The sequence below is a fragment of the Mesorhizobium sp. B2-4-6 genome (assembly GCF_006442775.1).
Classification (GTDB): Bacteria; Pseudomonadota; Alphaproteobacteria; order Rhizobiales; family Rhizobiaceae; genus Mesorhizobium.
The window spans coordinates 155,544-181,684 of the sequence record NZ_VFVI01000011.1; the positions used below are offsets into that span (position 1 = coordinate 155,544).

Consider the following 26,141-nt stretch of genomic DNA (forward strand, 5'->3'; position numbering starts at 1 on the left):
ATGGCAAGTACTCCCTAACGCGCCGCCCGCGAGTGGCGGTTCACATAATCTTCCACCATTTTCAAGTCGGATGGAAGTATCGTGTATTTTTCGTCGGCTGTCATCAAGCCGCCTAGCCATGCGGGCAGGGCAGGGGTGACGCCGCTCGCTGCCTCGACCGCTGCCGGGAATTTCGCCGGGTGCGCGGTGCCGAGCACCACCATGGGCACCGCGCCGGAGTTCTGGGCGGCGGCGACATGAACGGCGGCGGCCGTGTGCGGGTCGAGCAGGTAGTTGCTCGCCTCCAGCGTCGCGCGGATGGTGGCGGCGACCTCGTCGACGCTGGCGCGGCCGGCGTCGAATTCGGCGCGGATGCGCTTGAGCTGGCCTTCCTCGATGGTGAAGGCGCCCGACTGCTTCAGGCCGTTCATATAGCGCCTGACCGTCTCGGCGTCGCGACCGGCCGCCTCGAACAGCAGCCGCTCGAAATTCGAAGACACCTGGATGTCCATCGACGGCGAGGTCGTGGCGAACACGCCCTTGGTGCGGTATTCGCCGCTCGCCAATGTGCGCGCCAGAATGTCGTTATCGTTGGTGGCGATGATCAGCCGCTCGATCGGCAAGCCCATGCGCTTGGCGGCGTAACCGGCGAAAATATCGCCGAAATTGCCGGTCGGCACGGTGAAGGAAACCGGCCGGTCCGGCGCGCCAAGCGACAGGGCCGACGAGAAATAATAGACGATCTGGGCCATGATGCGGGCCCAGTTGATCGAATTGACGCCCGACAGCGACACCTGGTCGCGAAAGGCGTGGTCGTTGAACATGTCCTTCACCAGGCCCTGGCAATCGTCGAAATTGCCTTCGACCGACAGCGCATGGACGTTTGCCGCGCTCGACGTCGTCATCTGCCGCTGCTGCACGGGCGAGACCTTGCCGTGCGGGAAAAGGATGAAGATGTCGGTGCGGTCTCGGCCGGCGAAGGCGTCGATCGCGGCACCGCCGGTGTCGCCAGAGGTCGCGCCGACGATGGTGGCGCGCTGGCCGCGTTCGGCAAGCGCATGGTCCATCAGTCGCGCCAGCAACTGCATCGCCACGTCCTTGAACGCCAGCGTCGGGCCGTGGAACAGCTCGAGGATGAAGGTGTTTTTCCCGGTCTGCACCAGCGGGCAGACGGCCTCATGCCGGAAGGTCGCATAAGCCTCCCGCACCAGCCGCTCGAAGACGGACGTCGCGATCTCGCCGCCGAGGAACGGCGTCAGCACGCGGATGGCAAGGTCGGGATAGGCAAGCCCGCGCATGGCGCGGATGTCGTCGGCCGAAAATTGCGGCCACTCACGCGGCACGTAAAGCCCGCCGTCGCGCGCCAGGCCGGCCAGCACCGCGTCGGAAAATCCTAGCGCGGGCGCATCCCCGCGGGTACTCACATATTGCATCGTCAAAGGCCCATTGCTGCCGGTCGCGTCATCCACGGGAATTGGTTAATTTTCCGAGCCGGCTCAGTCGCATTTTTGCCGCGCGGTTGCTATACGTCACCGGCTTTGTGAGAGGGAAGTGCAGTTTCATGGCGTTTTATTCGGTCAACCGTCGTTTTGTCGCGGGTCTGGCGCTCACCGGCTTTATGCTTGCCGCCGCCGGCTGCCAATCGAGCGACAATGGCATTCTTAACTTCGGCCTCACTAAGAAGGATCCGGCCGCACCGCCGCCGCCGCAGGATCCCAAGATCCTCGCCAGCCAGCTGCGCGCCTATTGCCCGAAAGTGACGCTGCGCGATGGCACCGCCTATTTCAACACCTATGCCAAGGGGGCAACGGCTAAGCCCAAGAAAAAGAAGCTTGACCCCGCGGCGCAAGCCGAGGCCGAGGCGGCAGCTGCTGCCGCCCAGACCGGCCCCAACGGCCAGCCCATCGATCCCGCTCACGATCCGTCGAAGATCATCTACCAGGCCTCGATCACCGATGTGACGCGCGATTGCACCCACGCCAATGGCCAGATGTCGATGAAGATCGCCATCGCCGGCAAGGTCGTGCCGGGGCCTGTCTTCACACCCGGCACCGTCACCATGCCGATCCGCATCGCGGTTCAGCGAGGCGACGAGGTGCTTTATTCGCAGTTGCATCAGTACCAGGTGCAGGTCGCCGACCCTTCGGCCGCTACCCAGTTTGTCTTTGTCGACAGCAATGTCGTGGTGCCGGAGCCTTCCGCGCGCGACTATCAGGCCTATGCCGGCTATGACGAGAGCACACCGGCTTCGGCCGCCGAAAAGTCCAAGGGCAAGGGGAAGAAGCGCACTCCGGCCACGAACTAGCCTAGGCGTCCTCGGACCACTCCGACAGCGCGGCGATGGTGCCGTTCAGTTCCGCCCAGCGCCGGATGACCGTCTCGGCGCCGGCCTCGGTCAGCGCATCGGCATGGCCCGGATAGCTGTGTCCCGCGCCGGTGAAGCCGATGACGCGCATGCCGGCCGCCCTGGCGCCGGCGATGCCATGCACGGAATCCTCGATGACGAAGGTGTTCTTCGGGTTGGCGCCGAGGTGTTCGGCGGCGTAGAGGAACACGTCCGGCGCCGGCTTGGTCTTCTTGCTGGGAATGTCCAGCCCCGAAAAGATGCGGCCGGCGAAGAACGGCAGCAGCCGCACCTTCTCCAGCATGAATTCGACCCGTTCGGTGCGCGAATTGGAGCAGACGGCGCGCGGCGCGCTGACCGCGGCTACCGCCTCGCGGGCGCCCTCGATGATGCGCACGTCTGCGCGCAGCTTGCGGTCGACCAGTTCCTCGGCGCGGTCGATCAGCGAGGCCTGGAACGGGATCTCGGACTTCTCCTCGAGCCGCAGCATGATGTCCTTGAAGGTCAGCCCGGCGTAGGTCTCGAAAATCTCTTCCGCCGAAATCTCGAATCCGGCCGATGTCAGAAGCTCGGCCTCGACGCGCGCGGCGAGAATTTCAGAATCGACGAGTACGCCGTCGCAATCGAAGATGACAAGATCTGGCTGGGGCATCGCAATCCGCGTCGTTGGGGAGGGCCTGACGGCTCAAGCGGCGCGGCATACACCAATGGGCCGGTCCGCGCAAACCTCCGCAGTCGGTCCGCGAGCCTTCACCGAATGTTTACGCTGATCGGTAACCATAACGGAGAGTAAAACCGTAACGCGTTCTTTTGGGTGTTTTGATGTCTGCCGTGCGTCTTATCGACGAGCTTTCCCAATCTCCCCAGCAGTCCGAATGGCTGGACACGATCCTGAAGGGCGACTGCGTCGCCGCGCTGGACAAGCTGCCGGAAAAATCGGTCGACATCATCTTCGCCGACCCGCCCTACAATCTGCAGCTCGACGGCGACCTGCGCCGGCCCGACCAGTCCAAGGTGGACGCCGTCGACGACGACTGGGACCAGTTCGAGAGTTTCGAGGCCTATGACGCCTTCACCCGAGCGTGGCTGCTCGCGGCGCGGCGTGTGCTGAAGCCCAGCGGCACCATCTGGGTCATCGGCTCCTATCACAACATTTTCCGCGTCGGCGCCCGCCTGCAGGATCTCGGCTTCTGGATCCTCAACGACATCGTCTGGCGCAAGACCAACCCGATGCCGAATTTTCGCGGCCGCCGCTTCCAGAACGCGCATGAGACGATGATCTGGGCCTCGCGCGACCAGAAGGCCAAGGGCTACACCTTCAATTACGAAGCGCTGAAGGCCTCGAACGACGATCTGCAGATGCGCTCCGACTGGCTGTTCCCGATCTGCACCGGCGGCGAGCGGCTGAAGGACGAGAACGGCAACAAGCTGCATCCGACGCAGAAGCCGGAAGCGCTGCTTGCCCGTATCATGATGGCCTCGACCAAGCCGGGCGACGTCGTGCTCGACCCCTTCTTCGGTTCCGGCACCACCGGCGCCGTCGCCAAGCGGCTTGGCCGCCACTTCGTCGGCATCGAGCGCGAGCAGGCCTATATCGACGCCGCCAACGACCGCATCGCCGCTGTACGCCCGCTGGAAGGCGCAGATCTCACCGTGCTTTCGGGCAAGCGTGCCGAGCCGCGCGTCGCCTTCATCAGCCTGATCGACAACGGCTTGGTGACGCCGGGCGCCACGCTCTACGACGCCAAGAAGCGCTGGGCGGCCAAGGTGCGCGCCGACGGCACGCTGGCGATCGGCGACAGCGCCGGCTCGATCCACAAGATCGGCGCCGAAGTGCAGGGGCTGGATGCCTGCAACGGCTGGACCTTCTGGCACTATGAGCGCAGCGGCGGCCTGACCCCGATCGACGAATTGCGCCGCATCGCCCGCCTCGGCATGGAGCGGGCAGGGGCCTGAATCACAGCAATTCCAGGAAAGTGCCGAGCGGCTTTCCGTCCGGAAATGCGTTGAACCGCCCTTGAATCGAGACTTCAACGGATCGCTGCAAGCGATTCAGTTCAAGCCGCAATCCCGAACCGCTGAAGGTCTGATTTAAGCATCCTGGCGTCGGTGAACAGCACCGACTGCCAGCCGGCGGCCCTGGCGCCGTCGACATTCTTCTGGCTGTCGTCGATGAACAGCGTGGCCGATGGCTCGAGACCGAACGCGGTCACGTGATGATCATAGATGGCGCGGTCGGGCTTGATCTGACGGATGTCGGCCGACACGGTCACGCCGCGCGGCCGGTTGAGAAAGTCGAAACGCTGCCGCGCTTCGGCAAGCGTATCGGCGGCGAAGTTGGTCAGCATGGTCACATCGTGGCCGCGCTCGATCAGGCCGAGCATGATGGCGACGCTGTCGTCATAGGCATGCGGCACCATCTCGTGCCAATGGCGGCGGAAGTTACGGATGTTCTCGGCGTGATCGGGATGCTCGGCAATCAGCAGCGCCTCGGCATCTTCCCATGTGCGGCCGCGATCCTGCTCGATGTTCCACTCGCTGGTGCAGACATTGTCGAAGAACCACTTCCGCTTGTCGGCATCCGGAATGAGGCGGCTGAACGGGATATTCGGATCGTAGTGGATCAGCACCTTGCCGATGTCGAACACGATATGGCGGATTTCGGTCATTGCGGGCCTTTCGGTCTCTTGGTCGCGCCCGGTATCGCCGCCTCGATCACCTTCTTCATGACGGTGGGCAGCGCTTCCCCGGAAATTTCGTGGGCCAGCGACCAGAAATGGCCTGCCGGCGCATCGCCCTTGATGTGGGCATGGAAGACATCGAGTTCGAGCGCGAAATGGGTGAAGACGTGCCCGATCTGCCCGGCGCGGCGCCAATCGGCGGGAAAAGGCGCGGCTTCGGTGCTCGTGGCGCCGTCGACCCGCGCTGTCCAGCCCGTGGTCGGCACCTCGGTCATACCGCCGAGCAAGCCCTTCTCGGGCCGCTTGCGCAAGAGGATGGCGCCGTCGTCGCGCTGGACGACGAAGGCGGCACCCTTGCGCAGCGGCTTGTCGTCCTTGGGCAGGCGAACCGGAAAGCGCTCCGGATCGCCCGTGAGAATGGCGCTGCAATCCTCGCGGATCGGGCAGAGCATGCAGCGCGGCCGCTTCGGCGTGCAGATCGTCGCGCCGAGATCCATCATCGCCTGGGCGAAGTCCCCGGGCCGCGTCTGCGGCACCAGTTTTTCGACCAGCGCACGGATTTGCGGCTTGGCTTCGCTGAGCGGCGCTCCGATCGAATAGAGCCGGGTCACGACCCGCTCGACATTGCCGTCGACGACCGCCGCCGGCCGGTCGAAGGCGATCGCCGCGATCGCCGCCGCGGTATAGGCGCCAATTCCCGGCAATTCGCGCAGGCCCGCCTCGGTGTCGGGAAAGCGGCCGCCCCGCAGCGCCACGAGGTCGGCGCAGGCTTTGAGGTTGCGCGCCCTGGAATAATAGCCGAGCCCGGCCCAGGCCTTCATCACATCCTCTGCGGGCGCCGCCGCCAGCGCCTCGACCGTCGGCCATTTCTCGACGAAATTGCGGAAATAGGCTTTCACCGCCTCGACCGTGGTCTGCTGCAGCATCACCTCGGACATCCACACGCGATAGGGATCGGCCCTTACGCCGCGCGCAAACGCAGCGGGCGTGACGCGCCAGGGCAGGTCGCGGTGATGCGCGTCATACCAGGCAAGCAGGCGGCAGGCGATATCCGGGGATCCAGCCTTGCTGGTATCTCCGGATCCGATATCGCCGGATGCGGCCTTCTGTGATGCCTTGCGGGTCTGATCGAGCGGTGCCATTGATCGGATGAGCTGGGGAACTGGAGAACGCACATGGCAGGGAAAAGGCGCTTCGGCAATCCCGTTCCGGTAAGCGATCTCGCCACCGAGATACTCGATCCGGTGCTGAAGAAGCGCGCCGGCATCTCGATCGGGCTGGTGCAGTCCTGGGAAGAGATCGCCGGGCCGCGCCTGGCCGCCCACTCGCGGCCGGAGAAGATTCAGTGGCCGCGCCGCTTGCACGAGGACGATCCGTTCGAGCCGGCGACCTTGATCATCGCCTGCGAAGGCATGGCGGCGTTGCATCTCCAGCACGAGGCCGGCGAGGTGATCAACCGCGTCAATGCCTTCCTGGGTTTCAACGCGGTCGGCCGCATCAAGATTCTGCAAAAACCGGTGCTTTCGCAAAAGGCGCGGCCGAAGCCGGCGCCGCGCCCTCTGAGCGAGGCGGAGAAGTCGAAGCTTTCGCATCTGGTCGGCAAGATCGAGGATGACGGCCTGCGCGCTTCGCTGGAGCGTCTCGGCGCCACGATTATGGGTGAAAGGAAGCCCAAAGGGTCGTAAGAAATGTCATGAATGCGTCACCAATCTCGCGCATTCGTGATGCTTATGATCAAGTTTCGCGATTGGATTGGGGATCGCGATGCCTTAATTCGCGCCAACTCTCGCCTTTTCTAGCCCTTGCATTGCAAAATCCAACCGATATCAGGTGATTCGCATGAACCGTGCCCCGTCTGGCAAAAGCTTGTCTCGCAGAAACCTTCTGACCGCGCTGGCTGCTGTTCCTGCGGTGGCGCTGCTTGCCGCATGCAGCGACTCCGGCGAGGAGGCGAAGGCAGCCGATGTGAAGCCGGCCAACCCGTCGACGCCTGCCAAGCCGGCCGCCACGCCGGCGGCGGTCCAGGTGCCCGAGGCGCAGGGCACCGTGGACATGACGGAACTGCTCAAGCCCGGCGCGCTGCCCGACAAGCAGCTCGGCAAGGACGACGCCAAGGTCACCATCGTCGAATACGCGTCGATGACCTGCCCGCATTGCGCGCATTTCAACGACACCACCTTCCCACAGTTGAAGTCGAAATACATCGACACCGGCAAGGTCCGTTACATTCTGCGCGAATTCCCGTTCGACCCGAGCGCCGAGGCCGGCTTCATGCTGGCGCGCTGCTCGAAGGACAATTACTTCGCCATGGTCGACGTGCTGTTCAAGCAGCAGCCGAGCTGGGTCGGCGTCAACAACACCAAGGAAGCGCTGCTGCAGATCTCCAAGCTGGCCGGTTTTACACAGGAGTCCTTTGAGTCCTGCTTGACGGACCAGAAACTTCTGGACGATGTGAGAGCAGTCCAGAAACGCGGAGCGGACGAGTTCAAGGTCGACTCGACGCCGACCTTCTTCATCAACGGAAAGACCTACAAAGGGGCGATGTCGATTGAGGAAATGTCGGCCATCATCGACCCTCTGCTCTGACATCCAGGCCGCGCCGAAGCGGTCCGGCTTCGGCGCGCACGCCTGTAGTGTTGGGCGGCGCGAATGAAATTTTCGCGCCTTCGCCTCCTCGGTTTCAAATCCTTCGTCGAGCCCGGCGAGTTCGTCATCGAACGCGGGCTGACCGGCATTGTCGGGCCGAACGGCTGCGGCAAGTCGAACCTCGTCGAAGCTTTGCGCTGGGTGATGGGCGAAAGCTCCTACAAGAACATGCGCGCATCCGGCATGGACGACGTGATCTTCTCAGGCTCCGGTGCGCGCCCCGCGCGCAACACCGCCGAAGTCACGCTTTTCCTCGACAATACCGACCGCACTGCGCCTTCCGCCTTCAACGACGCCGATGAACTGCAGGTGTCGCGCCGCATCGAGCGCGAAGCGGGCTCGCTCTACCGCATCAACGGCAAGGAAGCGCGCGCCAAGGACGTGCAGCTTCTGTTCGCCGACCAGTCGACCGGCGCCCGGTCGCCCTCCATGGTCGGCCAAGGCCGCATCGGCGAGCTGATCCAGGCCAAGCCGCAGGCCCGCCGCGCCCTGCTCGAAGAAGCCGCCGGCATCTCCGGCCTGCACACGCGCCGGCATGAGGCCGAGCTTCGGCTCAAGGCGGCCGAGCAGAACCTCGAGCGGCTGGACGACGTCGTCGGCGAGCTGGAAGGCCAGATCGAGAGTCTGAAGCGCCAGGCGCGCCAGGCCTCGCGCTTCAAGAACCTCTCGGCCGATATCCGCAAGGCCGAAGCGACGCTGCTGCATTTGCGCTGGACGCTGGCAAAAACCCAGGAAGGCGAGGCGCGTTCCGCGCTTGCCGTTGCCACCACGCTGGTCGGCGACCGCGCCGCGGCCCAGATGGCGGCGGCCAGGGAGCAGGGCATCGCCGCGCACCGGCTGCCGGACCTGCGCGACGCCGAAGCCGCCGCTGCCGCGGCCTTTCAGCGCCTGTCGATCGCCAAGACCCAGATCGAGGAAGAGGCCGGCCGCATCCGCGCCCGCCAGACCGAGCTCGAACGCCGCCTGCAGCAGCTCGACGCCGACATCGCCCGCGAGGAGCGGATGGTGCGCGACAATGCCGACATCCTGGAGCGCCTGCGCACCGAGGAAGCCGAGCTCAATTCGGAAAACGCCGGTGCCGCCGAGCGTGAGGCCACCACGCGCGCCGCCTTCGAGCAGGCCGGCGCGACGCTGTTGCAGAGCGAAGCAAAACTTGCCGCACTGACCGCCGAACGCGCCGAGGCGGCCGCATCGCGCCACCAGATCGAACGCTCGCTGCGCGAGACCGCCGAGCGCCGTGATCGCTTCGCCCGCCAGCTCGCCGAGGTCGACCGCGAGCTTTCCGACATCGTCGCGCGCATTTCCGGCCTGCCTGATCCGGCCGAGAAGCGGCTTCTGGTCGAGGATGCGCTTGCCCGGCTGGAAGAGGGCGAGGCCGGCGCCATCGCCGCCGAGCAGGCCGTCGCCGAGGCCCGCACTGCTGAAAGCGCCGCAAGGCCGCCGCTGCAGGATGCAAGGGCGGAACTGGCGCGCATCGAGACGGAAGCGCGCACGCTGGCGAAGATCCTCAACGCCACCAGCGGGGGCGATCTTTTCCCTTCGGTGCTGGAGCAGCTCAGTGTCGAGCGCGGCTACGAAACCGCGCTTGGCGCGGCCCTTGGCGAGGACCTCGACGTTCCGCTCGACCGCAGCGCTCCGGTGCATTGGGGCGAAAGCGCGGTCCAGCCCGGCGATGCGTCGCTGCCCGAAGGCGTCAAGAGCCTGGCCAGCGTCGTGCACGCGCCGGCGCAACTTGCCCGCCGCCTCGCGCAGATCGGCATCGTCGACGCCACCGACGGTCGCCGGTTGCAGGCGCTTCTGGCCCCCGGCCAGCGGCTGGTCAGCCGCGATGGCGCGCTCTGGCGCTGGGACGGCTTGACCGCGAGCGCCGACGCTCCGACCGCCGCTGCGTTGCGGCTGGCGCAGAAGAACCGCCTGGCAGAGCTCGACGCCGAAGCCGTGCAGGCGACGCGCGTGGTGCGCGGGGCCGAGGAGGCGTTGGCGCATGCCGAGCAGGCGATGCGCCAGGCAAGCGATGCCGAGCGCAATGCGCGCCAGGCCGGCCGAGACGCCCAGCATGCGCTGGACGCCGCCCGCAACGCGCTGGCTGAGGCCGAGAAGGCCGGCGGCGAGCTGTTGAGCCGGCGCGCGGCCTTGGACGAAGCCCGTGCCCGCATCGTCGACAGCCATGAGGAGACGCAGGCCGCTTTCCTCGAAGCCGAGGCGATGTTGCAGGACGCGCCCGATCTTGGCGACCTGCAATTGCAGCTCGAACAGGCCTCCGCCAACGTCTCGCGCGACCGCGCCACGCTTGCCGACGCGCGCGCCGTGCATGAAGGGCTGCGGCGCGAAGCCGAGGCACGCATGCGCCGGCTGGACGCCATCGGCGCCGAGCGCAAGACCTGGCTGGAGCGCGCCGAAAACGCATCGACGCAGATCGCGGCCCTTGGCGAGCGCAAGGCCGAAGCCGAGGCCGAACGCGAAAGGCTGGCCGACGCGCCGGACGAGATCGACGCCAAGCGCCGCGCCCTGCTGACGCAGCTGTCCGAGGCCGAGGCGCTGCGCCAGGCGGCGAGCGACCGCCTGCAGGAGGCGGAGAACAAGCAGGCCGAGCTCGACAAGGCGGCGACCGCCGCCATCCAGTCGCTCGCCGAATCGCGCGAAACCCGCGTCCGCGCCGAGGAGCGGCTCACCGCGGCCGATGAGCGCCGCGCCGAGGTCGAGGCGCGCATCCAGGAAGCGCTCAACACGCCGCCGCATCTGGTCATCAATCATACCGGTCTCGAAGCCGACGACCCGATGCCCGACATGGCCGAGATCGAACGCCAGCTCGACCGGCTAAAGATCGAGCGCGAGCGGCTCGGCGCCGTCAATCTGCGCGCCGAGGAAGAGCAGAAGGAATTGTCGGAGCGGCTGGAGACCATTGTTTCCGAGCGCGAGGACATCATCGAGGCGATCAGAAAACTGCGCCAGGCGATCCAGAGCCTCAACCGCGAGGGCCGCGAGCGGCTGCTGTCGGCCTTCGAGGTGGTCAACGGCCATTTCCAGCGGCTGTTCTCGCATCTGTTCGGCGGCGGCACGGCCGAGCTGCAGTTGATCGAGTCCGAGGATCCGCTGGAGGCGGGGCTGGAAATCCTCGCCCGTCCGCCCGGCAAGAAGCCGCAGACCATGACGCTGCTTTCCGGCGGCGAGCAGGCGCTGACGGCGATGTCGCTGATCTTCGCCGTGTTCCTCACCAACCCCGCGCCGATCTGCGTGCTCGACGAGGTCGATGCGCCGCTCGACGACCACAATGTCGAGCGCTTCTGCAATTTGATGGACGAGATGTCGAAGACCACCGAAACCCGCTTCGTCATCATCACCCACAACCCCATCACCATGGCGCGCATGGACCGGCTGTTCGGTGTCACCATGGCCGAGCAAGGTGTCAGCCAGCTGGTCTCGGTCGACCTGCAGGCCGCCGAGGCGATGCGCGAGGCGAGCTGAGCTCGCCTTTTTCACGTTCAACGAACCAATCTAGTTCTCCGGCGCCGTCGCCGGCGCCGTATAGCGGCGGCGCACGGCGTCGATCACCAGCTTGCGGCTCTCGTCGGCCGACAACGCCTTGTTCTTCTCCACGTCTGCCGTTTCGTTGGCGAGCTCCTTGTCCCTGATCTGCTGGCGGAACCATTTGGAATAGTCGCCGGCGCGCAGGTGGTATTCCCAAGTCTTGTCGTCGATGCCTTCCGCCATCTGGGCGAAGATGATGAGATTATGGGCTCTGAGCTTCATCGCCTTCTTCGGCCCGGTGAAATAGAAGCTGCCCGCCTCGTCGAGCTCGCCTTCGGCATATTTGCGGCTGTGGCGCTTCAGCGACTGCTCTGGCTCGACCGCCTTGACCGTGAACGGCTTCTTGCCGTCATGCGGCCGCCAGAACAGCACGCGGTCGCCCTTGGGCAGAGGAATGTCCTTCGGCGCCTTGAGCCCCGTTTCCTTGCAGAAGGTCCTGATCACGTCCTTTGCGTTGGGCCCGAGCGCAATCACCGCCGTCACAAGGCCGAGCGCATCGGTCGAGATTGCTTCCGGATGGACGGTGATCAGCACCGTGCCGGGCAGCTCGATCGAAAGCACGGATCGCGTATCTCCGCGTCGCTTGGGCATCAAATGATGCGCCTCGTCAATGATCAGCCAGTGCGGCCTTGCCGTGCGATAGCGGACATTGCCGAGGCCGGGCAGCAATTCGGCGAAGAAATCGGGACGCTCATCGACCTTCAGCGCCAGGCCGTTGACCACGACATTGGTCTGCGGTTTCTCAATCAATTCCAGCAATTGTTCCTTGTTCGGCGCGATCGAGCCGTTGCCGAGTGGCACCGCGCCTTTCAGTCCGTCATAGTCGCCCTCGGGGTCGAAAATGCAGAATTGCAGACCTTTTTCGACCAGCCGCTCGGTGAGCGCCGTGGCCAAGGTCGATTTGCCGATGCCCGAGCTGCCGGCGATCAGCACTGTTTCCATCGGCGACAAGTAGATGTCCTTGCCGCGTGAGGTTCCGAGCAGCACGCCGCGCGAGCGCTTTTTGGTCAGCGGATAATCGCGCTTGGTCAGCTTGCGGATCAGTTCCTCGACGCCTTTGCCGCGCGGCGCCTTGGTGACGAGGTCGGCGGTTTCCTTGACCGCGGGCAGCGCGTTGGCGACCGCGACGCTGCAGCCCGAGGCCCTGAGGAAAGCGTGGTCGTTCTCCGCGTCGCCGACGGCCACGACATTATGCGGCGACAGCTTCAGGTCCTCGAGCGCGGCCGCCAGTCCGGTTGCCTTGTTGATGCCCGAGGGCAGGATCATCACTGCGCCCTTGTTGAAGATGATCTCCAACTCCAGCCCGAGCTTCTTGATGACGTCGAGCACCGTCGCCTGATGCGGCTCCCAGGTGGCGACGATCGAGCGGCCGACCGACAGCGGCTTCACGCCGCGCTTCTTGAGCCCTTCGATGAGATCGACGGAAGGCGAGGGCGAGATCGTGCGCTCTTCCTCGCTGGCCGGCGTGTAGATCAGCGCGCCGTTTTCGGCGACGACCTTGTCGAACAGGAAAAGTTCGGGAAAAACCTCCTTGAGATCAGGCAGTTCGCGGCCGGTGACCAGGATGAGCTTGCGCCCTGATTTCTTCAGCTTTTCCAGCGCCGAGATCGTGCTGGCCGTGACCAGCCCATCATGCGCCAGCGTGCCGTCATAATCGGTGGCCAACGCCATGAAATACATCGGTTGAACCTCTCCGCCGGCTGTTTTTCGCGCCCGCCGGGTGAATCCGGCTCTGCGGACAACAACGCCTGGAGGCGGAAAAGGTTTAGGTCGAGCACTGGATTTCTCGGGCCGGCGCCAGGCTGTCGCGCATCGCAGCGACTCGCCCATGCGAACGAAACGATCGGCCACGAAGAGCTCAATCCGCCCACTTGCCGCGCGTCGACGTCTTCGTTACTGCGATCTGATGGCGACGCACAAACTTACCAACACCACTTGGCACAATGTCCTCGGTACGATCGCGCCGGCGCTCACAATTGCATCCGGCGATGTCGTGACGACGGAAACGCTCGACGCTCAGGGCTTCGACAAGAACGGTGTGCAGCGGGCACGAGGGCCGAACCCGATGAACGGTCCGGTCTTCGTGACCGGGGCCGAACCTGGCGACGCGCTGCGTGTGGAGATCCTGCGCATGGATCCGATCCGCTCTTCCGGCTGGACGATCTCGTCACTGGCTGCAAACGTTGTCGACCCGGAGGCTGCTCGTGGGCTGCCTGCAAGGGACGAAGTCACTTGGCAGATCGACCTGGAATCGCAAACTGTGGTGTTGCGGGAGCCGCCGCCAGGCCTCGAGCACTTCATTTTGCCGGTCGAGCCGATGATCGGCTGCTTCGGCGTGGCGCCATCGATGGGCCAGGCTTTCTCCACCGCGACCAGTGCAGAAAATGGCGGGAACATGGATTACCGCGGGTTTCGGCCCGGCGCGACCGTTTGGTTCCCCATTGCCGTAGAGGGTGCGCTCTTCTTCGCGGGCGATTGCCATGCAGCGCAGGGCGATGGGGAGATCGTTGGAACCGGGATCGAAACCTGCTTTGAAGTTGAGCTTCGCTTGACTGTGGAAAAAAACAGACAATTGACATGGCCTCGCGGCGAGAACGAGACCCACATTTTCTCTGTTGGCAATGCTCGTCCGCTTGATCAGGCCCTCCAGCACGCGACAACGGATATGTTCAACTGGTTGACAAGTGACCATGGCTTGTCCGCCGCTGCCGCATCGCATCTGATGGGACAGGTTGTCCGGTATCACGTCGGAAACGTTTTTGACCCTGCCTATACGATGGTTTGCCTGATCGAAAAGCGATGGCTTCCGAAACCGTCCTCTACCGGCTGACGAGAGCAATTCCAGGAAAAATGTGAGCGGTTTTCCGTTCGCAATTGCGTCAAGACAAAGAGGTAGGGCGCTGTTTCCGTGAAACGGTGAAACGCACGAGCCCAAGCCACCGCGCCCGTGACAACCATTTGCATCCGTCTAACTGGCCAGATCTGCTTGACGGTGGCTGGGGCGCCAGGATTCGAACCTGGGAATGTCGGTACCAAAAACCGATGCCTTACCACTTGGCGACGCCCCAGCATGCGGGCATGCCCGCTGCGCGCGGCCTTATAGGACGAGGCGAAGCAAAGCTCAATGCCGGGAGATCAACTAAAATCGGCAGCGACGCGGGCCGCCATTCCCGGCCAGTTCATCGCCCGATCGCCCGGCGGTGGATCGAGCCGCACGCGCCGCGCGGCAGCTTCTCGCTTGTGCTGGCGCGGGAGCCGTTCAGCTCAGGCTTCAGGGAAGCAGGCGATGCATCTTTGCCTACGCCTGGGCCACGCGCGCGCGGCAATCCTCGAGGACGGCCGCAAGCGTATTCTCGAAGGGATGCTCCGGCGCCCAGCCGAGCAGGGTCCGGGCGCGGGTCGCATCGCCGACGATGCATGGCAGATCGCTCGGGCGCAGCCGCAAGGGATCCTGCTCCGTGACGATCTTGACGCTGCTCCGGGCCAGTAGCCGATCGAGGATGTCTCCCATCCGCCAGGACGCGCCGGATGCGACATTGAAAATGGTGTTCGGGGCGAGATCGCCGCTCTTCAGGACCGCGTACGCATACGCGCTGGCGATGTCGCGCGCATCCAGGAAGTCGCGCCTCGCATCGAGATTGCCCACGCGGATGACCGGCGGGGCCACTCCCGCTTCGATCCGGGCGATCTGCATGGCGAAGGCCGGCACGGCAAATGCCTCGGTCTGACCCGGACCCGTATGGTTGAAGGGGCGCATCCGGACACACTTCAACCCCCTGCGCGAAAGCGCGCCGAGCGCGAGGTCGGCCGCGGCCTTGGTCACGGCGTAGTCGTCGATCGGAGCAAGCAGCGTGCTTTCGTCGAGCGGCCGCCCGGTCTTGGCGCTCTCGCCATAGACCAGGCCTGATCCGACATGAACCAGCCAGCAGTCCGGAACCTTGGCGAGGACGGCATTGGCCACGTTGAGCGCGCCGCCCACATGAATGCGCCACGTGTTGCGGGGATCGGCTTGGGCGGCACCCAGGGCCGCGACCGCCGCCAGATGAATGACATGGGTGGGCCGGTGATGGGCGATCGCGTCTTGGACGGCAGCCGCGTCTGTCACGTCCAGCGCTTCGACCTGGCCGAAAGCGGGATGCGGACCGCCATCCTTGGAGGTTGCGGCAACGACAATTTCGCGGCCGCAAACGCTGCGCAGCGCTTCGAGCACATAGGGGCCGACGAACCCGTTGGCGCCGGTCATCAAAATCCGCATGCCGGCCTCACGAACCACGATGCGTCGTCCGCATGCGGAGGCGCGGCAAAAGACGGCGCGTCAAGTCATCGACCCATAGATGCAAGAGCTTCCTTTCAACACCTGACGGTTGAGTGGCGTGCCAGATCGGCGTCCACCATTTCGCGGATCATCTCTTCCAGGGAGATCGTCGCTTCCCATCCGAGCTTCGTCTTTGCCTTGGCCGGATTGCCGCGCAGGATTTCGACTTCCGCCGGCCTGAACAGATCGGGGTCGATGACGAGATGGTCGTTCATCTTCAACCCTACATGCTCGAAGGCGATCCTGCACATGTCGCGCACCGTCGTGGTCCTGCCGGTGGCGACCACATAGTCGTCGGGCTGATCCTGCTGCAGCATCAGCCACATGGCGCGGACATAGTCCCTGGAGTGGCCCCAGTCTCGCTTGGCGTCGATGTTGCCCAGGCGCAGCTCCGTCGCCAGGCCCTTCTTGATGCGCGCGACGGTGTCCGTGACCTTGCGTGTCACGAATTCGATGCCGCGAAGCGGCGATTCGTGATTGAACAGGATGCCGCTCGAAGCATGCAGGCCGAAGCTCTCGCGGTAGTTGACGGTGATCCAATGACCATAGACCTTCGCCACCGCATAGGGCGAGCGGGGATGGAAAGGCGTGGTTTCCGACTGCTCCGGCTCCTGGATAAGACCGTACATTTCCGACGACGAAGCCTGATAGAAACGCGCCTCGGGGATTTCGAGACGCAGCGCCTCGAGAACATTCGTCACGCCGATACCGGTTACGTTGCCTGTCAGGATCGGCTGCTGCCATGAGGATTTGACGAAAGACTGCGCGGCAAGGTTGTAGACCTCGTCCGGCCTTACGTCGCGCATGGTTCGAGTGAGACCCGACAGGTCCGTCAGGTCGCCGTCGACGATCCGCACGTCGTTCTCGATCCCAAGCCATTTCAGGCGCGCGGTGTTGACGTCGGCTGTGCTCGACCGTCGCGCCAGGCCGTGGACGCTATAACCCTTCGAAAGCAGGAGCTGGGCCAGATAGGCGCCATCCTGCCCGGTAATGCCGGTTATCAATGCCGTCCTTGTCATCGATGCTCTCGGAAATCGAGCGAGATGCGGCGCGCGCACCCCCGTTGTTGTCGAACCGGCCGCGCCCCAGGCCTGCGGCAACCGCCGACGCTGCTTTCGTTATACCGCCTCTGATTCATCTGTCAGTGTGCCGTCCCGCGCCCGTTCCAGCGCCATTGCCACAATTTCGGTCGCCCTGTCACGGCTGGCGGCCTCGGCATAGCAACGAAATTCGGGGGCGTTGCCGGAAGGCCGCAGATGGATGATCTCGCCGCTGCTCATCCGCGCCCTGAGGCCGTCGGTCTCATTGACGTCCACGACGGTGCCGAAGGGGGCAAGGAATTGCTGCAACGCATCGCGGTCGGTGAGCTTGCGCATCAAGCCGCGCGATGCATCGACAGGGAAGTTCTCGAGCCGCTCGCTTGCACAGACCGGAAGGTTCCAACTCTCGCGCAGGCCCGACAGCGATTTGCCCGTCGATACCGCCGTGCCCAGGACAGCCAGGATGGGCAAGAATGAATCCCGCGTCGGCAGCGCGGACAAAACTCTGCCGTTCAGCAGGCAGTCCGACCCCAGAAGAACCCCGCCATTGGCTTCGAAGCCGACGACGATGCCGCCTGCCTGCCGCGCGGCGTCCATTCCCGCTATGACGAAGGGGGACCCGACCTTGGTTCGCCTGACGCTGAATCCGAAAGCCTCGGAGATGCCTGAATTGGAGGTGACCGGCGTCACCACGATGTCGGCCTTGAGGAACAGCGCCGTCGCCAGCCCGATCAGGTCGCCGCGGAACAACTCGCCCTTGTCGTCGATGACGAGAGGGCGATCGGCATCGGCATCGGCCGACAGCACGGCGTCGAATTTGAATTCGCGCACCCAGGCTTTCATCTTCGCCATCGTTTCCGGGCTGACGGCCTCGGTATCGACCGGCACGAACGTTTCCGTTTTGCCTACGGGAATCACATCGGCGCCGTAGGATCGCAGAACCTCGACCAGCGGGGCCGCCGCAACGGTGCTGTGCTGGTAGACGCCGAGCCTCATTCCGGAAAGGGCGCCAGGGGGGAGAATGCCGCCGACCCGGTCTCGGAAGGCCACGCTCGCCTGTTCGTGGGCGGTCTGCCACTCGGCGGGAGCCGGCGGCCACGGATACTGGTCCGACAATTCAGCGACATGATGGGTGATCGCCGCCTCGTCCGCCTTGTCGATCTCGCCCTTCGGCCCGTAGAACTTGATGCCGTTGCGCTCGGCGGGAATATGCGAGCCGGTCACCATCAGCGCCGCGGCGCCGTGCAGGCGGGCATAAAAGGCAAGCGCGGGTGTGGGGATGGGGCCGCAATCGACCGGCTGGAAGCCGGCTGCGGCCAGGGCCGCCATGCAGTCCTTTGCAATTACCGGACTGCTGTCGCGCAGATCCCGCCCGACGAAGACCTTGCCTTGCTGAAACCCGGTCGACCGCAAGCGTTGGGCGAAACCCTCGGTATAAAGCCCGCTTGGCCTCCCAACCAACTCGGAAGCCAAACCCCGAACGCCGCTTGAGCCGAATTTCATAAGTTCTGCTTTGCTGTTGGAAGATTGCCGCCGCTCGTTGGACTGAGCCCGGCGGCCCCCCGGCTGTCAACAGCAAAAACAACGCGAAATCCGCGTCTTTTCTAATGTCCCCATACAGCCAGTTCGTTGCCGGCCGGATCGGTGAAATGAAACCGCCTGCCGCCTGGAAAGGAAAAGATCGGCTTGACGATGGCGCCGCCGGCATTCTCGACCGCGTCCAGCGTTTCCTCGAGGTTTTCGCAGTAGATGACCGGAAGCGGCTTGGCCGGCGCTTCGCCGGCATCTGCCTGGAAGCCGCCGTCGAGCCCTTCGGCAAAGGCGGCATAGGTCGGGCCGTAGTCGGTGAACGACCACGAAAAAGCGGCGCTGTAGAAGGACTTGACGCTGTCCAGCGAGCCGCCTGTCGCCGGCAGTTCGAGATAGTCGAGTTTTCCGTTGAGTTTCATCACGCTACTCCACTATGTTCTCTTTATGTTCTATATCGCGCTGCCCCGTCCCGCAAGTCTTTTTGACGCAGCTTTTGCTTAATCGATTGTAGTTGCGATGCCCGCTAGACCGGTGCCTTGCCTTTCGCACTGCAGCATCCTATCGCTCGGGTCGGGACGGCGGGGAACCAGGCAATCATCCGGATGTTCTATCTTCCACGAACTGGAGGGCAAGCATGACCAAGTGGGTTTACACCTTCGGCGACGGCGCCGCCGAAGGCCGTGCCGGCGACCGCAACCTTCTCGGCGGCAAGGGTGCCAATCTGGCCGAGATGTGCACCCTCGGGCTGCCGGTGCCGCCCGGTTTCACCATCACCACCGAAGTCTGCAACGCCTATTACGCCAACGGCCGCACCTATCCCGGCGCGCTCGAGGCGGATGTCGTCTCCGCTCTCGATCATATCGGCCGCATCGCCGGCCGCCGCTTCGGCGACCCGTCGAAGCTGCTCCTGGTGTCGGTGCGTTCCGGTGCCCGCGCGTCGATGCCCGGCATGATGGACACCGTGCTCAATCTCGGCCTCAACGACGAAACGGTCGAGGCGCTGGCCGCCGACTCCGGCGACGCCCGCTTCGCCTACGACAGCTACCGCCGCTTCATCCAGATGTACTCCGACGTCGTCATGGGCCTCGACCACGAGGTGTTCGAGGAAATCCTCGAAGACCAGAAGGCGAATCTCGGCCACGAGCTCGATACCGAACTGACGGCGGAAGAGTGGCAGGGCGTCATCGATCTTTACAAGGCCAAAGTCGAGGAAGAGCTCGGCAAGCCCTTTCCGCAGGATCCGAACGAGCAGCTCTGGGGCGCCATCGGCGCCGTATTCTCGAGCTGGATGAACAACCGCGCCATCACCTACCGGCGCCTGCACGACATTCCCGAAAGCTGGGGCACGGCGGTCAACGTCCAGGCCATGGTGTTCGGCAATATGGGCAACACGTCCGCCACCGGCGTCGCCTTCACCCGCAATCCCTCGACCGGCGAAAGGCAGCTCTACGGCGAATTCCTGGTCAATGCCCAGGGCGAGGACGTGGTCGCCGGCATCCGCACGCCGCAGAACATCACCGAAGCGGCACGCATCGCCGCCGGCTCCGACAAGCCGTCGCTGCAGAAGCTGATGCCGGATGCGTTCCGGGCTTTCGTCGACATCTCCGACCGCCTGGAGAAGCACTATCGCGACATGCAGGATCTCGAATTCACCATCGAGCGCGGCAAATTGTGGATGCTGCAGACCCGCTCCGGCAAGCGTACCGCCAAGGCGGCGCTGAAGATCGCCGTCGAGATGGCCAGGGACGGGCTGATCACCAAGGATGAGGCGGTCGCCCGCATCGATGCGGCCTCGCTCGACCAGCTCCTGCATCCGACCATCGATCCGAAGGCTGCGCGTGATGTCATAGGCATGGGCCTGCCGGCGTCGCCCGGTGCCGCCACCGGTGAGATCGTTTTTTCCTCCAGCGATGCCGAGGACGCCAAGGCGCAAGGCCGCAAGGTGATCCTGGTGCGCATCGAGACCAGCCCCGAGGACATCCATGGCATGCATGCCGCCGAAGGCATCCTCACGACGCGCGGCGGCATGACCAGCCACGCCGCCGTGGTGGCGCGCGGCATGGGCAAGCCTTGCGTATCGGGCGCAGGCTCGCTGCGTGTCGACTACAAGGCCGGCACGCTGCTCTCGATGGGCCAGACCTTCCGCAAGGGCGACGTCATCACCATCGATGGCGCCAACGGTCAGGTGCTCAAAGGGCCGGTCGCCATGCTGCAGCCGGAGCTGTCGGGCGATTTCGCCGCCATCATGGAATGGGCCGACGCGGCGCGCCGCATGAAGGTGCGCACCAATGCCGAAACGCCGCTCGATGCGCGCATGGCGCGTTCTTTCGGCGCCGAGGGCATCGGGCTTTGCCGCACCGAGCACATGTTCTTCGATGGCGACCGCATCGTCGCCATGCGCGAGATGATCCTGGCCGACACCGAGAAGGACAGGCGTGCGGCACTGGACAAGCTGCTGCCCATGCAGCGCTCGGACTTCCTCGAGCTGTTCGAGATCATGGCGGGCCTGCCGGTGACGATCCGCCTGCTCGACCCGCCGCTGCACGAATTCCTGCCCAAGACCGAAGCCGAGCTCGCCGAGGTCGCCTCCGCCATGAACGTATCGGCGGACAAGCTCCGGCAGCGCACGGAGGCGCTGCACGAATTCAACCCGATGCTAGGCCATCGCGGCTGCCGGCTCGCCGTCTCCTATCCCGAGATTGCCGAGATGCAGGCGCGCGCCATCTTCGAGGCGGCGGTCGAGGCCGGCCACAAGGCCGGAGCGCTGGTGGTGCCGGAAATCATGGTGCCGCTGGTCGGCCTCGTGAAGGAGCTGGAATATGTCAAGGCGCGGATCGATGCGGTCGCGCAGAGCGTGATGCAGGAGAGCGGCACCAAGATCGATTATCTGACCGGCACGATGATCGAATTGCCGCGCGCGGCAATCCGCGCCCATGTCATCGCCGAGGCGGCCGAATTCTTCTCCTTCGGCACCAACGACCTGACGCAGACCACCTTCGGCATCTCGCGCGACGATGCGGCCTCCTTCCTCGAAACATACCGGCAGAAGGGCATCATCGAGCAGGATCCGTTCGTGTCGCTCGATGTCGACGGCGTCGGCGAGCTGGTGCGGATCGCGGCCGAAAAAGGCAAGGCGACGCGGCCGGGCATCAAGCTCGGCATCTGCGGCGAGCATGGCGGCGATCCGGCCTCGATCCGTTTCTGCGAGGAGGTCGGCCTCGATTATGTCTCGTGCTCGCCCTACCGGGTGCCGATCGCCCGGCTGGCGGCCGCGCAGGCGGCCGTGGCGGCGGCGAAGGGCGCGGCAAAACCCGCCTCCTGATGCATGTCGCCCAGAAGTGCGCAGCGGTTCTGGGGCAACGACATGCATCGAAGCAGAGACTTGAAGCGCGCCGCTTGAATTCGTTTCAGCGCGGCGCGCTCAAGGGGCATTCGGATACCTTACGGTTTTGTATGCAATGTCACGCGAACGTGCGCGTGACGGCCCTGAATCTCGACACCGTTTCAAGCGACTTTCCGACACCGAATTTATTGTGTCGGAAAACCCATGTTGCAGATTTCCCCATCCGCTTACCGCTCGATCCTGATCCTGCAGACCAAGTTCATCGGCGACATCGTGCTTGCCTCCGCGCTGGCGAAGAACCTGCAGCTTCAATATCCGGGCGTCCGGATCGTGTTTCTTTGCGAAGCGCATTTCGCCGGCTTCCTGACTGCCCATGGCATAGCTTCCGAGGTCGTCCCCTTTAGCCGTGCCAAGATGCGTGGCTCGCCGCTCGAGCGGGGTCGCGAGCTCTTCCGCATGGTGCGCACATTGCGGCAGCACCGTTTCGACATGACCATCGACATCACCGATTCCAAGACCTCGCGGATCATTTCCGAACTGGTCAACGCTCCAGTCAGGGTCGGTTATTTTCCGACGGAGCGGCCTTTGCGCTGGCACGAGCGTCAACCGGCCAACGTCAGAATGAAGCCCTTCGGATTTGGCAAGACGCATTATCTCTACCGTTATCTGTCTCCGTTGGAGGCGCTGGGCATCGATCTGCGCGTCAGGGCGCCGGCCATTCGCCCGCTGCCCTTCGAGACGACGCGCGCCCTGGCCTTGCTCGCCAGGCACCAAATCCAGCCAAACGCTTTTGTTGCGATCCATGCCGGAGCAAGCTTCGTGGGCCGCCGGTGGCAGCCGGAGCGCTTTGCCGAGGCAATCGACAGGATCGTCCGCGAAACCGGGCTGCGCGTGGTTCTGGTCGGCGGTCCGGACGAGTGCGAGGCGACCGACAGGATCATGGCCGCGGCCAAGACGCCAGTCGTCAACCTGGCGGGTACGCTGCGGTTGGAAACGCTGCTGGCGCTGCTCAAGGAGGCGCGACTGTTTCTCGGCAACGAAAGCGGGCCGATGCATATGGCGGCCGCGGCCGGCACGCCGGTCGTCGGCCTGTTCGGCCTGACCAGCCCGGTTCGCTGGGCGCCGATCGGGGTGCCCAGCATTTCGTTGCGGCCATCCATGCCTTGCGACTGCATCGGCGGCGACCTGTGCCGCCGGACCGACCCGAGCAAGGCATGCTGCGTCTGGCGCCTGGAAGTCGATCCGGTCGTCGACGCTGCGCTCGAACTGCTGGCACGCACCGAGATGCTCCTGGAGGCCGCGGTCTGACATTCGCCGGAAAGTGGCCCGTCGGCGGCGTAGCGCCTTTTGGACCAATCCCAGGACGGTATGAAACGTTGGGCGCGTGAAACGGTGGAAGGCACCTGTCGGCGCGCGAGTCGCTCTGGTCCACGATCTTGCCATCTTGTATATGAGAGCCACGTGAACCAAGCGCATGACGGCTCCACATGTCGACGTCTCAGCCCAGCTTCGTGGACTCCGGTCCGTCCGGCGCCCGGACACGGGTGTCGCAGCTTCTCTCCGGCCCTCTCCGGTCGATCCTGATCCTGCAAACGAAGCACATTGGCGATCTCGTTCTTTCCTCCGCGTTGGCGAGGAATCTGCAGCTCGAATTTCCCGGTGCCCGCATCGTCTTCCTCTGCGATGGCCGCTTCGCCGGTCTCCTCACGGCCAACGACATCGCCTCGGAGGTCGTGACATTCCGCCGTTCCCATATGCGCGGCACGCCGCTGCGGCGCACGCAGGAGCTTATTCTCACGCTTCTTAAGTTACGCCGCGGCAATTTCGATATGGTCATCGACATCACCGATACGAAGACGTCGCGATTCATCTCAGGACTGGTTGGTGCACGGGTTCGCGTCGGATATCACCCGTCAGAAAGGCCCCCGCGTTGGCTCGAGCGCCAACCTGCCAATGTCAAGGCAAAGCCGTTCGGCTATGGCGAGCAGCATTTTCTCTATCGTTACCTTTCGCCGCTGGAGGCGCTTGGCATAGAGTTGCGTGTGCGGGATCCCGACATTCGGCCGCTGCCGTTCGAGACTACGAAAGCTTTGGCCCTGCTGGACAAGTTCCACCTTCGGCCGAACGCCTTCGTCGCGGTGCATGCCGGTGCAAGCTTCCCCGGGCGCCGCTGGCAGCCCGAGCGCTTTGCCGCCGCGATCGACCGGATATCGGCTGAGACAGGTCTGGACGTCGCCCTGGTCGGCAGCCCGGACGAGAACGAGGTGGTCGAAAAGATCCTGGCGGCTGCGAAGACGCCGATCGTCAATCTGGTCGGAGCGCTCCCGCTCGACACGCTGCCGGCGCTGTTCAAGCAGGCGCGGCTGTTTCTCGGCAACGACAGCGGCCCCATGCACATGGCTGCCGCGGTCGGCACTTCCGTCGTCGGCCTGTTCGGCCTGCAGAGTCCGGTCCACTGGGGACCGGTCGGCGGGCCGAGCATCGCGGTGCGCCCGGCCATGCCTTGCGATTGCATCGGCGGTGACCTGTGCGAACGGCCTGACCCCAACAAGGCGTGCTGCGCCTGGCGCCTGGAGGTCGACACGGTCGTCGATGCCGTGCTCCAGCTGCTGGCGCGAACCGAGTTGGCGCTGGAGGCCGCGGTCTAAGCGAGAGCAAATTTTCGCGACTGCTGCTTTTTGCGCTGTTTGCCGTCCTGATTTTCGCCTAGATGCGGGTTTTGTAGAGGCAAGTTTTGTTGGCGCGGCGCGGAGAATGCCCGAACGTGCCGGTTTGGAACGAATGATGGGCGTGCTTCGAAATTCCCTTTGCGCGATGGCACTGTCGCTGTTCGCGGCGTCGGCGGGCAATGCCGCGACGCTGCTCGAGCCGACACTGCATGTGAAGCCGCAGGGCGCCGAGATCGGCGGCGGGCGCGTCGCGCTGACGCTCGATGCCTGCGGCGGCAAGACCGACACGAGGATACTTTCGGCGCTCGTCGACAACAGGATACCGGCGACGATCTTTGTTACCGGCATCTGGCTGAAGCGCAACGCCGAAGCCGTCGAGATCATGCGGGCGCACCCCGATCTGTTCGAACTGGAAAACCACGGCGGCCGCCACATTCCGGCGGTCGATACGCCGCAGAAGATCTACGGCATCCGCAGCGCCGGCAGCCCGGCCGCCGTGCAAGCCGAGGTTGAAACCGGCGCCGCCGCCTTAGCCGGCGCAGGCGGGCCCGTGCCAAAATGGTTTCGCGGCGCGACCGCCGAATACAGCCCCTCGGCGATCGCCATGATCCGCAGGCTGGGCTTCAAGATCGCCGGCTTCTCGGTCAATGGCGACGGCGGCTCGCTGCTCGGCGCGAAGGAAACGGCGCGCCGCATCGGCGCCGCCAAGGACGGCGACGTCATCATCGCCCACATCAACCAGCCGACCCATGCCGCCGGCGAGGGCGTGGTTCAGGGGCTGCTCGCCTTGAAGCAGAAGGGCATGACCTTCGTGCGCCTCGACGATGCCGAGGGCATAGGCAACGACGGCACGACGGACTGAGTTGCCATGATATTCAGGTGAGGGCGGTCCGCGAACAGCGAACTCCTGCGCTTCCGGCCTTCGCCAGCCGAAGCACTCATGAATGGCACGTCAATTAAGGCTACGGTCGGCGTAGGCCGGTTTTCGGAACTCATTTTCTCGGCTCGGTCTGACCTGAACCTCAAGGCGCCTCTGGCGGGCCAACAAAGGCTCAGCCCGGCTCAGCTTCGACCCTCACCTTGCTCGTATAGAATGCGCCGTGATTGCGGATTTCGGCCATCTCGTCGAATGGCGTCTCATAAGCCCACATTGCATTTTCGCCGACTTCGCCGGCTTCACGGACGCTCCAATAGCTGGCATCGCCTTTGTACGGGCAATGCGTCGAGTGCTCGGTGGCGGCCAGCTTGCTGAAATCGATGTCGTCGAACGGGATGTAGAAGGCATGCGCGTAGGGCGGCTCCGACAGCACCTTGGCCCGGGTCGACCGGGCGACGACGGTGTCGCCCACCCGCACGATGACGCTGCCGCGATAGGGTTCGACGGCGATCGCCTTGTCCGGGTTGCGCTGGAAGCCGGGGGCGGGGTTGGCGAGCTTGTCCATGAATGGTCTCCTTGGGGGAGATTTACATGTGTCGGACAAGCGCGTCGCGCAAGCCCGCGCGGCGCGAGGTGTCATCACCATTCATTGAATGTCTGTCACGCAGCCGTCAGGCGGCCGTCTTGAAGGCGTCCATGAGGCTGGCATAGGCGGCGGCAATGCCAGCAACCGGATTGGTGCTTCTCGCCGCGGTTTCGACCTTCAGCGCGCCGCCGCTGGTCGGCAGCGTCAGCAGCAGGAACTGACGATTGTCGGCGTTGCCGATGCAGGCCGCGGCGACATGTTCGCCCTCGGCGCCATTTTCGACGCGCATCTTGAACAGCAACGTTCCGCCGACGGCCTCCAGCGCGCCGCCGACGACTTCGGCAAATTCATCTTCGGAAACTGTTTTGGTGTCCGGCGTCAGAACGTCCAGACTTTCGGCAAGCGTGCTTTCGAGGGCCTTATCGTCGAGCTGCGCGTCCATGCGAACCACTCCATTCGCCAATCTCACCCAGCCCGTTAATGAAGCTTAACGGCGACGATGGCCGGATTATGGCGGTTTTCCCGGTTCTTCGATCCATCCACGGGCTTCGACTTATGGTGGCTGGACAAACCGGCGGTTCGTTCCACAATGCGTGAAACAAA

The 26,141-nt window shown here is 64.4% G+C and carries 21 protein-coding genes and 1 tRNA gene; 10 read left to right on the plus strand and 12 right to left on the minus strand.

Annotation, left to right across the window (positions count from 1 at the left end; all coding sequences use genetic code 11):
• Positions 1 to 14: 14 nt before the first annotated feature.
• Entirely contained in the window at positions 15 to 1,412 is a 1,398-nt protein-coding gene (gene thrC / locus FJ957_RS24440) for a threonine synthase (RefSeq protein WP_140835368.1), read from the minus strand.
• 128 nt (positions 1,413 to 1,540) lie between these two features.
• Between thrC and FJ957_RS24445 the strand changes: the two genes are divergently transcribed.
• The gene (locus FJ957_RS24445; RefSeq protein ID WP_140835369.1) at positions 1,541 to 2,284 is read left to right on the plus strand and encodes a hypothetical protein; all 744 of its coding nucleotides are present in this window, start codon (positions 1,541 to 1,543) and stop codon (positions 2,282 to 2,284) included.
• Position 2,285: 1 nt separating this feature from the next.
• Here FJ957_RS24445 and FJ957_RS24450 read toward each other — a convergent pair whose 3' ends face one another.
• Complete coding sequence (locus FJ957_RS24450) at positions 2,286 to 2,975, minus strand: HAD family phosphatase (RefSeq protein WP_140835370.1); 690 nt, start codon at positions 2,973 to 2,975, stop codon at positions 2,286 to 2,288.
• A 170-nt stretch (positions 2,976 to 3,145) separates the two neighbouring features.
• On the opposite strand from FJ957_RS24450, the gene FJ957_RS24455 reads away from it, so the two are divergent.
• The gene (locus tag FJ957_RS24455) at positions 3,146 to 4,279 is read left to right on the plus strand and encodes a site-specific DNA-methyltransferase (protein WP_140835371.1); all 1,134 of its coding nucleotides are present in this window, start codon (positions 3,146 to 3,148) and stop codon (positions 4,277 to 4,279) included.
• Positions 4,280 to 4,380: 101 nt separating this feature from the next.
• Here the strand turns inward: FJ957_RS24455 and FJ957_RS24460 are convergent, their stop codons facing one another.
• Both FJ957_RS24460 and mutY read right to left on the minus strand, forming a co-directional pair.
• On the minus strand, positions 4,381 to 4,992 hold the full coding sequence (locus FJ957_RS24460; protein WP_140835372.1) for an HAD family phosphatase: 612 nt from the start codon (positions 4,990 to 4,992) through the stop codon (positions 4,381 to 4,383).
• Positions 4,989 to 6,146 carry an A/G-specific adenine glycosylase gene (mutY, locus tag FJ957_RS24465; protein ID WP_140835373.1) on the minus strand — a complete coding sequence of 386 codons (1,158 nt, stop codon included), beginning with the start codon at positions 6,144 to 6,146 and terminating at the stop codon, positions 4,989 to 4,991. Before mutY ends, FJ957_RS24460 begins: the two co-directional genes overlap by 4 nt.
• A gap of 33 nt (positions 6,147 to 6,179) precedes the next feature.
• Here mutY and FJ957_RS24470 point away from each other — a divergent pair, with 33 nt between their 5' ends.
• The 3 genes from FJ957_RS24470 (at position 6,180) to smc (ending at position 11,115) form a co-directional block, all read left to right on the plus strand.
• Positions 6,180 to 6,689 carry a DUF721 domain-containing protein gene (locus FJ957_RS24470; RefSeq protein WP_140835374.1) on the plus strand — a complete coding sequence of 170 codons (510 nt, stop codon included), beginning with the start codon at positions 6,180 to 6,182 and terminating at the stop codon, positions 6,687 to 6,689.
• A 154-nt stretch (positions 6,690 to 6,843) separates the two neighbouring features.
• A complete protein-coding gene (locus FJ957_RS24475; protein ID WP_140647305.1) occupies positions 6,844 to 7,590 on the plus strand; it encodes a DsbA family protein in 747 nt (248 codons plus the stop codon).
• A gap of 63 nt (positions 7,591 to 7,653) precedes the next feature.
• A complete protein-coding gene (smc, locus tag FJ957_RS24480) occupies positions 7,654 to 11,115 on the plus strand; it encodes a chromosome segregation protein SMC (RefSeq protein WP_140835375.1) in 3,462 nt (1,153 codons plus the stop codon).
• Between the two features lie 30 nt (positions 11,116 to 11,145).
• Here the strand turns inward: smc and FJ957_RS24485 are convergent, their stop codons facing one another.
• On the minus strand, positions 11,146 to 12,858 hold the full coding sequence (locus FJ957_RS24485) for an HAD family hydrolase (protein WP_140835376.1): 1,713 nt from the start codon (positions 12,856 to 12,858) through the stop codon (positions 11,146 to 11,148).
• 226 nt (positions 12,859 to 13,084) lie between these two features.
• On the opposite strand from FJ957_RS24485, the gene FJ957_RS24490 reads away from it, so the two are divergent.
• Entirely contained in the window at positions 13,085 to 14,008 is a 924-nt protein-coding gene (locus tag FJ957_RS24490; RefSeq protein ID WP_140835377.1) for an acetamidase/formamidase family protein, read from the plus strand.
• A 163-nt stretch (positions 14,009 to 14,171) separates the two neighbouring features.
• Here FJ957_RS24490 and FJ957_RS24495 read toward each other — a convergent pair.
• From FJ957_RS24495 to FJ957_RS24515, 5 genes are all read right to left on the minus strand, one after another.
• Positions 14,172 to 14,246, minus strand: a tRNA-Gln gene (locus FJ957_RS24495).
• Positions 14,247 to 14,476: 230 nt separating this feature from the next.
• Positions 14,477 to 15,433 carry an NAD-dependent epimerase/dehydratase family protein gene (locus tag FJ957_RS24500; RefSeq protein WP_246674117.1) on the minus strand — a complete coding sequence of 319 codons (957 nt, stop codon included), beginning with the start codon at positions 15,431 to 15,433 and terminating at the stop codon, positions 14,477 to 14,479.
• Between the two features lie 95 nt (positions 15,434 to 15,528).
• Complete coding sequence (gene gmd, locus FJ957_RS24505) at positions 15,529 to 16,512, minus strand: GDP-mannose 4,6-dehydratase (protein WP_140835378.1); 984 nt, start codon at positions 16,510 to 16,512, stop codon at positions 15,529 to 15,531.
• A gap of 99 nt (positions 16,513 to 16,611) precedes the next feature.
• The gene (locus FJ957_RS24510) at positions 16,612 to 18,036 is read right to left on the minus strand and encodes a phosphomannomutase (RefSeq protein ID WP_140835379.1); all 1,425 of its coding nucleotides are present in this window, start codon (positions 18,034 to 18,036) and stop codon (positions 16,612 to 16,614) included.
• A 101-nt stretch (positions 18,037 to 18,137) separates the two neighbouring features.
• A complete protein-coding gene (locus FJ957_RS24515) occupies positions 18,138 to 18,482 on the minus strand; it encodes a VOC family protein (RefSeq protein ID WP_140835380.1) in 345 nt (114 codons plus the stop codon).
• Between the two features lie 215 nt (positions 18,483 to 18,697).
• On the opposite strand from FJ957_RS24515, the gene ppdK reads away from it, so the two are divergent.
• The 4 genes from ppdK (at position 18,698) to FJ957_RS24535 (ending at position 24,937) form a co-directional block, all read left to right on the plus strand.
• Positions 18,698 to 21,385 (plus strand): pyruvate, phosphate dikinase, encoded by a 2,688-nt coding sequence (gene ppdK, locus FJ957_RS24520; protein WP_140835381.1) that lies wholly within the window; start codon positions 18,698 to 18,700, stop codon positions 21,383 to 21,385.
• 225 nt (positions 21,386 to 21,610) lie between these two features.
• Positions 21,611 to 22,714 carry a glycosyltransferase family 9 protein gene (locus FJ957_RS24525; protein WP_140835382.1) on the plus strand — a complete coding sequence of 368 codons (1,104 nt, stop codon included), beginning with the start codon at positions 21,611 to 21,613 and terminating at the stop codon, positions 22,712 to 22,714.
• A 179-nt stretch (positions 22,715 to 22,893) separates the two neighbouring features.
• Positions 22,894 to 24,054 carry a glycosyltransferase family 9 protein gene (locus FJ957_RS24530; RefSeq protein WP_140835383.1) on the plus strand — a complete coding sequence of 387 codons (1,161 nt, stop codon included), beginning with the start codon at positions 22,894 to 22,896 and terminating at the stop codon, positions 24,052 to 24,054.
• Between the two features lie 136 nt (positions 24,055 to 24,190).
• The gene (locus FJ957_RS24535; RefSeq protein ID WP_140835384.1) at positions 24,191 to 24,937 is read left to right on the plus strand and encodes a polysaccharide deacetylase family protein; all 747 of its coding nucleotides are present in this window, start codon (positions 24,191 to 24,193) and stop codon (positions 24,935 to 24,937) included.
• Between the two features lie 190 nt (positions 24,938 to 25,127).
• Here FJ957_RS24535 and FJ957_RS24540 read toward each other — a convergent pair whose 3' ends face one another.
• Together FJ957_RS24540 and FJ957_RS24545 are read right to left on the minus strand one after the other, a co-directional pair.
• Positions 25,128 to 25,517: a DUF427 domain-containing protein gene (locus FJ957_RS24540; protein ID WP_140835385.1), complete on the minus strand. Its 390-nt coding sequence runs from the start codon at positions 25,515 to 25,517 to the stop codon at positions 25,128 to 25,130.
• Positions 25,518 to 25,623: 106 nt separating this feature from the next.
• Complete coding sequence (locus FJ957_RS24545; protein WP_140676672.1) at positions 25,624 to 25,980, minus strand: hypothetical protein; 357 nt, start codon at positions 25,978 to 25,980, stop codon at positions 25,624 to 25,626.
• Positions 25,981 to 26,141 lie beyond the last annotated feature (161 nt).